Annotated in this window: 8 protein-coding genes and 1 pseudogene; 3 read left to right on the top strand and 6 right to left on the bottom strand. The window is 43.5% G+C overall.

Going from position 1 to position 7,489, the window contains the following annotated elements; genetic code table 11:
- Nucleotides 1–148: 148 nt before the first annotated feature.
- The 3 genes and pseudogenes from H6G97_RS53860 to H6G97_RS56265 form a co-directional block, all read right to left on the bottom strand.
- A pseudogene (locus tag H6G97_RS53860) lies at nucleotides 149–229 on the bottom strand (hypothetical protein); the annotation flags it as partial.
- 130 nt (nucleotides 230–359) lie between these two features.
- The gene (locus H6G97_RS53855) at nucleotides 360–527 is read right to left on the bottom strand and encodes a hypothetical protein (RefSeq protein ID WP_242055921.1); all 168 of its coding nucleotides are present in this window, start codon (nucleotides 525–527) and stop codon (nucleotides 360–362) included.
- A gap of 28 nt (nucleotides 528–555) precedes the next feature.
- Entirely contained in the window at nucleotides 556–606 is a 51-nt protein-coding gene (locus H6G97_RS56265; protein ID WP_190946352.1) for a hypothetical protein, read from the bottom strand.
- A gap of 412 nt (nucleotides 607–1,018) precedes the next feature.
- Here H6G97_RS56265 and H6G97_RS41080 point away from each other — a divergent pair, with 412 nt between their 5' ends.
- On the top strand, nucleotides 1,019–1,987 hold the full coding sequence (locus H6G97_RS41080) for a ParM/StbA family protein (protein ID WP_190946350.1): 969 nt from the start codon (nucleotides 1,019–1,021) through the stop codon (nucleotides 1,985–1,987).
- 10 nt (nucleotides 1,988–1,997) lie between these two features.
- On the top strand, nucleotides 1,998–2,288 hold the full coding sequence (locus tag H6G97_RS41075; protein ID WP_190946349.1) for a hypothetical protein: 291 nt from the start codon (nucleotides 1,998–2,000) through the stop codon (nucleotides 2,286–2,288).
- Nucleotides 2,289–2,901: 613 nt separating this feature from the next.
- On the opposite strand, the gene H6G97_RS41070 is transcribed toward H6G97_RS41075, so the two are convergent.
- On the bottom strand, nucleotides 2,902–3,579 hold the full coding sequence (locus H6G97_RS41070) for a hypothetical protein (protein ID WP_190946348.1): 678 nt from the start codon (nucleotides 3,577–3,579) through the stop codon (nucleotides 2,902–2,904).
- A 237-nt stretch (nucleotides 3,580–3,816) separates the two neighbouring features.
- Here H6G97_RS41070 and H6G97_RS41065 point away from each other — a divergent pair, with 237 nt between their 5' ends.
- Nucleotides 3,817–4,047 carry a pentapeptide repeat-containing protein gene (locus H6G97_RS41065; RefSeq protein WP_190946347.1) on the top strand — a complete coding sequence of 77 codons (231 nt, stop codon included), beginning with the start codon at nucleotides 3,817–3,819 and terminating at the stop codon, nucleotides 4,045–4,047.
- A 184-nt stretch (nucleotides 4,048–4,231) separates the two neighbouring features.
- On the opposite strand, the gene H6G97_RS53850 is transcribed toward H6G97_RS41065, so the two are convergent.
- Complete coding sequence (locus tag H6G97_RS53850) at nucleotides 4,232–5,026, bottom strand: calcium-binding protein (protein ID WP_190946346.1); 795 nt, start codon at nucleotides 5,024–5,026, stop codon at nucleotides 4,232–4,234.
- Nucleotides 5,027–5,134: 108 nt separating this feature from the next.
- Entirely contained in the window at nucleotides 5,135–6,727 is a 1,593-nt protein-coding gene (locus H6G97_RS53845) for a beta strand repeat-containing protein (protein ID WP_242055920.1), read from the bottom strand.
- Nucleotides 6,728–7,489: the final 762 nt, after the last annotated feature.

The following is a 7,489-nucleotide window of genomic DNA, read 5'->3' as shown; positions in this document are numbered from 1 at the left end:
TTTCATCCCAAGACTGTTCAAGTAGCTTTCCGTAGGAAAGTCGCCTACTCTGAAAAAAGGAATTATGTTTTTTATCTCCATCAATGAATTGAGTTACTCAGTCCATTAATTACCAATTACGAATTACGAATTACGAATTAGTAATTACTTAGTCATGGGATAGACGAATAGTGTGAGATTGTTCTGCAACTGCTCTGGTAATTGCCTGCCGAATCTGCCAGTATGCATAAGTAGAGAATTTGTAGCCCCGATTCGGCTCAAATTTTTCTACCGCATGAAAGTAAGCTTATTGATCCCTCTTGAATCAGATCCAAAAATTCTAGATTACTCCAACGGTACTTTTTAGCGACTGCAACCACTCATCGGAGGCTGGCAGTAATTATTAAATGTTTAGCCAGTTGGCCTTGTTCAAGGATTTGGGTTAATTCTGCTTCTGTTTTATTCACCTCAGCAGAAAGTTCAGACCCATTTGGAGAACGCTTTAGCCGTTGCACGAGAAAATTTTTTTGCTGCTCAAGTGCCAGCATAGACCTTACTTCTCTTACGTAGAAAATCTCAAGTTTTAGACAATAGCCTCTTGAAGCGACCAATTTCTCGTAGGTAAATTCCAAGTGGATCAGAGCTTTAGCTAGACATCTTGCAGGTAAATAAATTGGTAACAGCAATATTGACAGTAAAGCGAGCGTAAATCAAAAAGTCAACCATCTAAATTAATTTCTACTACGTTGATAAAAAAGATTTCAAAAATTCTTAATGGTGGCTATATGGGGGTTATATATACCCCAACAGTAGTTTAGGACTTTGATGATATTTTGACTCCTATATAGGGTGTACATAGGTGCTAAATGGGGTGCATCTGACTGGTTGACATTTTATACCCCACTTAGCCCCCAAGGGGTTATGATAAACTCTTAGGTCTGGATCAAAAAGGGGTAATTATTTTATTTTTCTCTCCCTTCCCCTCTCAAATTATCTGAATAGATAATTTTCACAAATTAAAGTGTATTACTTGGAGCAGATGTCAAACATTCACACCTTACAAAAAATTTTTTCTGCGGGTTTCGATAACGGTTACGGAAGCCTTAAACTTTTAGTCGATGGCTTTGAAGTAGTTCGTGTCCCCAGCTATATAACCAATGCCGAGATGGAAGATGTGCCAGGGCGTGTAGTTTTTAACGGTAGTGCTTACACTGTTGGAGAGTCAGCTTACCGGACAGGAAATTATTTTGACCGCAACACAGACAATAATGAAAATAAAGTCAATAATGCGTTGTTGACTTTATTGGGTGCATTGGCACATCTACCACACCGTAAGGCTTGGCACTTAAAATTAGTTGTCAGTTTACATGATGTTGCTCTAGCATCAGAACTACAAAAAGTACTAAATGGAGAATATCAGCCGATACTAGCTGGCAAACAATCAGATGTGAAAGTAGAAGTGCTAAAAGTTGTACTAGAGGGTATGGGTGCATTGTTTGGGCATCCACTACCCAAAAAATTAACCATTTTAGACTTTGGCAATGGTACGACCCTGTATTCTCGTTACAACCGGGGTCAGCGAGAAGTTCACACTGCTTACCCCATCGGTGTAGAAGTTCTCATCGATGATATCTCCCAAAAAATGAAACATTTAAATGGCGGAAAAATCGGAGATCCTTCCATTATCCGATTTTGTTTGGAAATGGGGCATACCCGATACAGCCGTGACATCGATATCAAAGATATATACAGCGCAAGTTTAAAAGATTGGTATGAAAAATACTTGAAGAAAGTGGTGAATCTGACACTTGATGCCAAGCACCAGGGGGATGAAATCTGGGCGATTGGTGGAGGCTGCCTCTTACCAGGATTTAAGAAGCTGTTGGAGAAAAACGGCTTCAAAATCCTAGACAATCCGGTGGAAGCCAATGTCTCTGGGCTTTTAGAGATGGCAAAAACTATTTTTGCCAAGAACCCAACTACTACATCTGGTACATCTTTTAAGTGAAGTTATAACAATGGCAGATAAAAAAGACTTAGCACCGGAAAAAGTTCGCCTCAAAGATAATTACCGAGAGCGCATTTTTGCAGAATCCCAAAAACTAGATAAAAGTTACCTGGACACGATTTACTTTATAGTTGATTGCTATTTTGTTTTCATCAAGGCTGGATTACCTGCACAACTTTTAGCCAACACTCCGATTAATACTGAGTCAAACCAACTTCCTTCAATGACTTCAACTCCATTTGCACAGGAGAAAGAAGAAGATTCTTCAGGGGAAACATTCAGCCTTGATTTTGATTTGTAACCGTCAAATGAAGTTGGCAACGGTAAAAAGGGGAATTAGGCTTCAGGGTGGTAAGGGGAATGGCACGCTTGTTAAGCGTAAATCTCTGGTATTCCTAGATCAAAGGGTGTGGAGAAGGAAAAAGGGTACAGGGTGTAGTGTGTAGGGAAGGAAAAAGATGTTGTTCTATTTGATGCACTAAAATTCGATTTTCTTAACACACTCAGCTGCAACCCTACCCCCAACACCCTTCTATAGTGCGGGGAATTAAGAAGATGTTGAAATCCTTGACGTACTGGTATCCAATTGCCCAAAACACACGAAGCTGCAACCCTGCCAGCAAAGAGGTTTCACATAAATCAAGCGTGCCATTCCATCAGTGAGAGCTAATTCATCAGCGTAGGCGTAGCCCGCCGCAGGCATCGCTTACTTATGTTCATGTCAGCACAAAGTTATTCTTCCTCCTCTTCCTCGTCATATTCATAATCTGCATAGTCTTTCCCATGCTGCTCGTACCACAGGCGTTCTTCCTCTTGAGCCGCCTCTCGCTGTAAGCTAATGAGCATTTAAGTTGCATAACACCAGGGCTGAAGCCCTTACTACAAGTGAATCAGTCTGGAAAAATGAATGACGATTAGCTTATTCTTTTCCGTTCTGCCATCTCTGCTTCTAAACGTTCTTGCTCTAATTTCTCCTTCTCAATTCTTTCTCTTTTTAGCCTTTCTCGTTCTTGGGTTTCTTGCTCTACCCTCTCCCTCTCAAGTTTGATTAATCGCTGCTCAACTCGTCCACAGTAAAAATCTAATGCCTTACCCGTCGCCGCTCCAGTAACTGTGCCACCCGCTAGGAAGATGAGTCCGGTTTTCCAGCCTTCAATCGGGCCACCACTCCATTGCAAACTTTTTTGATTGAACCACACCAGCACAGAGAAGACAAAAATTCCAACTACTGTATTGATCAGCGCAAACACTCTTGGTGTCATCTCAGTCTGGCGGAGAATTAGCCACTGCCCCAACCAGAGTATTGCACCAAAAATCACCGCAGCGATCGCACTCATGACCAAACGATGTGGATATCTGAACGGATCTAATGCCATGTTAATGATCAATGGCACAAATATCAGCAGACAGAGCAAAAAGCTAATTAATAAGCCAACAACGCTTATCAGGCTCCAGTAGCGACCGAGATAACCAAGCCGGAATTCCAATATCCACTCTTGTACGGGAAGCATTGTGATGTAAAATGCAATTCCTGCACTGACGTAATCGAGCATTGGCAGTTGTTTTACCTTTATATTTAGCGTATTTGGCATAGCCGTGCCAAAACGTATAAGAAAGATACTAACCTAAGACGAATTGAAGCGATTATTACTGAAAGGTTTCTCACTACACGCGATCGCACTTTGCGCTGACCAAGCTAAATGTTCTTGCCTCAACGAATTTCGGATGAGCCAAAAAACTTGATTCTCCCAATGTGGGGATGATTATAGAGTTTTACAAACCCGTTCTATTGCCCCAGGGCCTACCAATGGCAAGAGGTTGAGGGAGGTTTGTTTATTTCTGCAATGCTTAATGAGGAGCATAATGCTTGGCTGAAGAAAGGTGTGCAAGCTTGGAATGAGTGGAAACTTAAAAAATCAGGTATAATTACTGACCTCAGCAAGGCTAACCTAATGGGCGCTGACCTTGGTGAGGCTAACCTCATGGGGGCAGACCTCAGATGGGCTAACCTCAGTAGACCTCTTGCAAAAGTGCTTTTTGCAAGAGGGAGAAAAGGATAAGGGGCGGGGGCAAGGGGACAATATAGAACCTTTTCCCCTTATCCCCAGAGGGTACCTCAACTTCCCCTTTTCCCGACTTATGCAAAAAGTCTTATCTAAGTAAAGCGATGTTATTGCTGTTCGATGTAGAGACGTAGCACTGCTATGTCTTTACATTCTTTTTCACCAGATGTTTCAGGGCAAATTATGCTTGCAACACAAAATCAGATGCCGTGAGAGTTGGCGCACCAGTTAGAGTAGCAAATAAACCACCACTGCCAAAACCAGCTACGCTGCCATTTTGATTGTAGAATAATTGCCCATTCACAGCATCGTAGACAATTTTCGCTGTGCTAGTCCCCGCATTAGAAGTGATTTTAAAATCATTGGCGTTACTAAAACCTGTTCCTTTTGTAGAAGTGATCGCATTAAAGGTAGTCTTATCTAAAATTATCTTGTCACCTTGGGAACTGTTAAAGTCACTAATGGTATCTACACCAACAGTACTCAAGGCAAAGTTAGCATTGGTGTTATAAAGGAATTTGTCAGCACCCGCACCACCAACAAGGATATCATTGCCAGCACCACCAATGAGAGTATCATCACCAGCACCGCCCCGCAGCAGGTCATTGCCACTCAAGCCATCAATTTTGTCATTACCCCCTTGACCATTAATCACATCATTGGAGTTGTTAAAACCTGTGATGTTATTGTTTAAGTCATTGAGGAAGGTGACAGTATTTTTGTTGAAAATGCTAGTTTGAGTAGAATTGGCATCAATCACATCAAAGCTTTCCGCAGTGCTAGTTTGCCCATCAAAGAGGATATTGCCGAGTGCAGGTCTTGAAGAACTTGCTGGCAGGTTATCTAGGTTTTCTAATTTGAAGTTTTGCAGAGTGACTTTGGTGTTAGATGCATTTTCAAAGGTGACTTCTAAGTTGTTGCCCTGAGGGGTTAATTGCAGATTGCTGGCAGTTAAGCCCGAACCTGTAAATTGCAAGGTGTCAGCATTGGCAATGAGTGCTACCGATGGGTTTGTACCTTTCCCAATACCATCAAAATCGGTGATAGTATCATTACCATCGCCTAGGCGAAGAATAAACTTATCTTAACCACCGTTGCCTGTCAGGGTATCCTTACCAGCTTTGCCGTCAATGATGTTGTTTCCAATTGTACCGATGAGAGTGTCTGCTGAGGCAGTTCCCGTTAAGTTAATAGTGCTGCCACTGCCGATATTCTTCCCCCCAAACACCACGTAGCTCTGCCCTGATTCACTGATACCGTTGGCGGCGGCACTTGGTGCGCCGATAATCAGGTCATCAAAACCGTCGCCGTTGACATCTCCCGCATTGCTGACAGAGAAGCCTGATCTGTCATTTCCGTTGATGGCAAAGCCGTTAGTGCCGTTGAGGGTAGAGAGGTCAAAGCTCGCATCAAAACCGCCTTTGCTGCCAAACACCACGTAGCTCTCAGAGGCATTTCTTGCCCCAATAATCAGGTCATCAAGACCGTCGCCGTTGACATCTCCCGCATTGCTGACAGAACTGCCTGAACGGTCATATGCACCGATTCCGTTGATGGTAAAGCCGTTAGTGCCGTTGAGGGTAGAGAGGTCAAAGCTCGCATCAAAACCGCCTTTGCTGCCAAACACCACGTAGCTCTCAGAGGCATCTCTTGTCCCGATAATCAGATCATCAAGACCGTCGCCGTTGACATCTCCCGCATTGCTGACAGAGAAGCCTGAGTTGTCATCTACATTGATGCCGTTAATAGCAAAGCCGCTAGTGCCGTTGAGGGTGGAGAGGTCAAAGCTCGCATCAAAACCGCTCTTGCTGCCAAACACCACGTAGCTCTGCCCTGACGACCTGTTGTCGTTGGAGGAGGCACGAAATGCCCCAAGAATCAGGTCGTCAAGACCGTCGCCGTTGACATCTCCCGCACTGCTAACAGAGCCGCCTGAGAAGTCACCTGAATCAATGCCGTTGATGGCAAAGCCGTTAGTGCCGTTGAGAGTGGGAATGTCAAAGCTCGCATCAAAACTGCTCTTGCTGCCAAACACCACGTAGCTCTGCCCTGACCTGTTGCCGTTGGGGGCACGTATTGCCCCGATAATCAGGTCGTCAATACCATCGCTGTTGATGTCTCCCGCACTGCTAACAGAGCCGCCTAATTGATCACTCAAGTTATTATTGGTGCCGTTGATAGCAAAGCCATTAGTGCCGTTGAGGTTAGAGACGTTGAGTTGAGCATCAAAACCACTCTTGCTGCCAAACACTACGTAACTCTGCCCTGATTCGCCGTTGGCACGAAATGCCCCAAGAATCAGGTCGTCAAGACCGTCGCCGTTGATATCTCCCGCACTGCTGACAGAAGAGCCTAAGAAGTCACCTGGATTGATGGCGTTGATGACAAAGCCGTTAGTGCCGTTGAGGGTAGAGACGTTGAGTTGAGCACTAAAACCCCCTTTGCTGCCAAACACCACGTAGCTTTGGCTTGGTTTGATGCTGAGGTAGTCCAACAAAAACGGGAAAAACGGATTAGGATCGTATTTACCGATACTCAGGTCGTCAAAACCGTCGCCGTTGATATCTCCCGCACTGCTGACAGAGTAGCCTAAACCGTCACCTGAATCAATACCGTTGATGGCAAAGCCGTTAGTGCCGTTGATGGTGGAAAGGTTAAAAGTTGAATTTGCCATCATTTCTCCACTATTAGCTTTTATGAGTTATCTGTTGTTAGTCATTTGCAAAGACACTAGTATTGCAAGGCATAATTCGTAATTAAGAAATTTAATCACGAATTACAACGCTTATAATTACCAATTTTATTGATAGCAGTCTTTAGTAAATATTGCATAACTGTTAGAGCAATGGTGTAACTGTTCGGTAGGCGATCGCAAACAGGAGACGCAGCAACGCAGCAACGCAGATGCCAGTCCAGCCCACTGCACATGGACAAGACGGGAAACTGTTATCTTGATGTTAACCCTCAAAGCCTTGCTGTATCTTAGTTTTTTAATTGCGTTAGCGAGTCCGCGAGCGTCATTGCGAATTGTGAAATGTTATAACCTATGAAGATGAAATAAAACATAATTAGTTCACATCAAGTTAGTAACCATATACTTAATACGTTGCGGCTCACTAGTTTTATGCAGAGCCAGCCAATTCTTTACAAAAGTACATAAAAGAATCTTCCCTGATAATTTGACAGTGCAGTGTTTACTAAGTTGTCAGGGAGATTCACAAGTTATTCGCAGAAACGCCCAATAGTTACAAAAGTGTAACCGTTCACAGGATAAGAAACGCTACAGTCAAAAATGGGTTACTGAGATGGTAGATTAAGAGGCATGGATGAAAACTGCCTCGCCTACGGAATTGAAATTTCCGACTCAGATTGGGAAAAGACTCCAGCCAGCATCAAACAACTGGTGGAGAAAATGGGGCAGCATATAAAGCAATCAGAA

Origin of the sequence: Nostoc flagelliforme FACHB-838, assembly GCF_014698065.1 — a bacterium.
Taxonomy (GTDB): Bacteria; Cyanobacteriota; Cyanobacteriia; order Cyanobacteriales; family Nostocaceae; genus Nostoc; species Nostoc flagelliforme_B.
The sequence above is the reverse complement of the archived record's forward strand: the minus strand, read 5'-3'. Positions and strand labels throughout refer to the sequence as shown.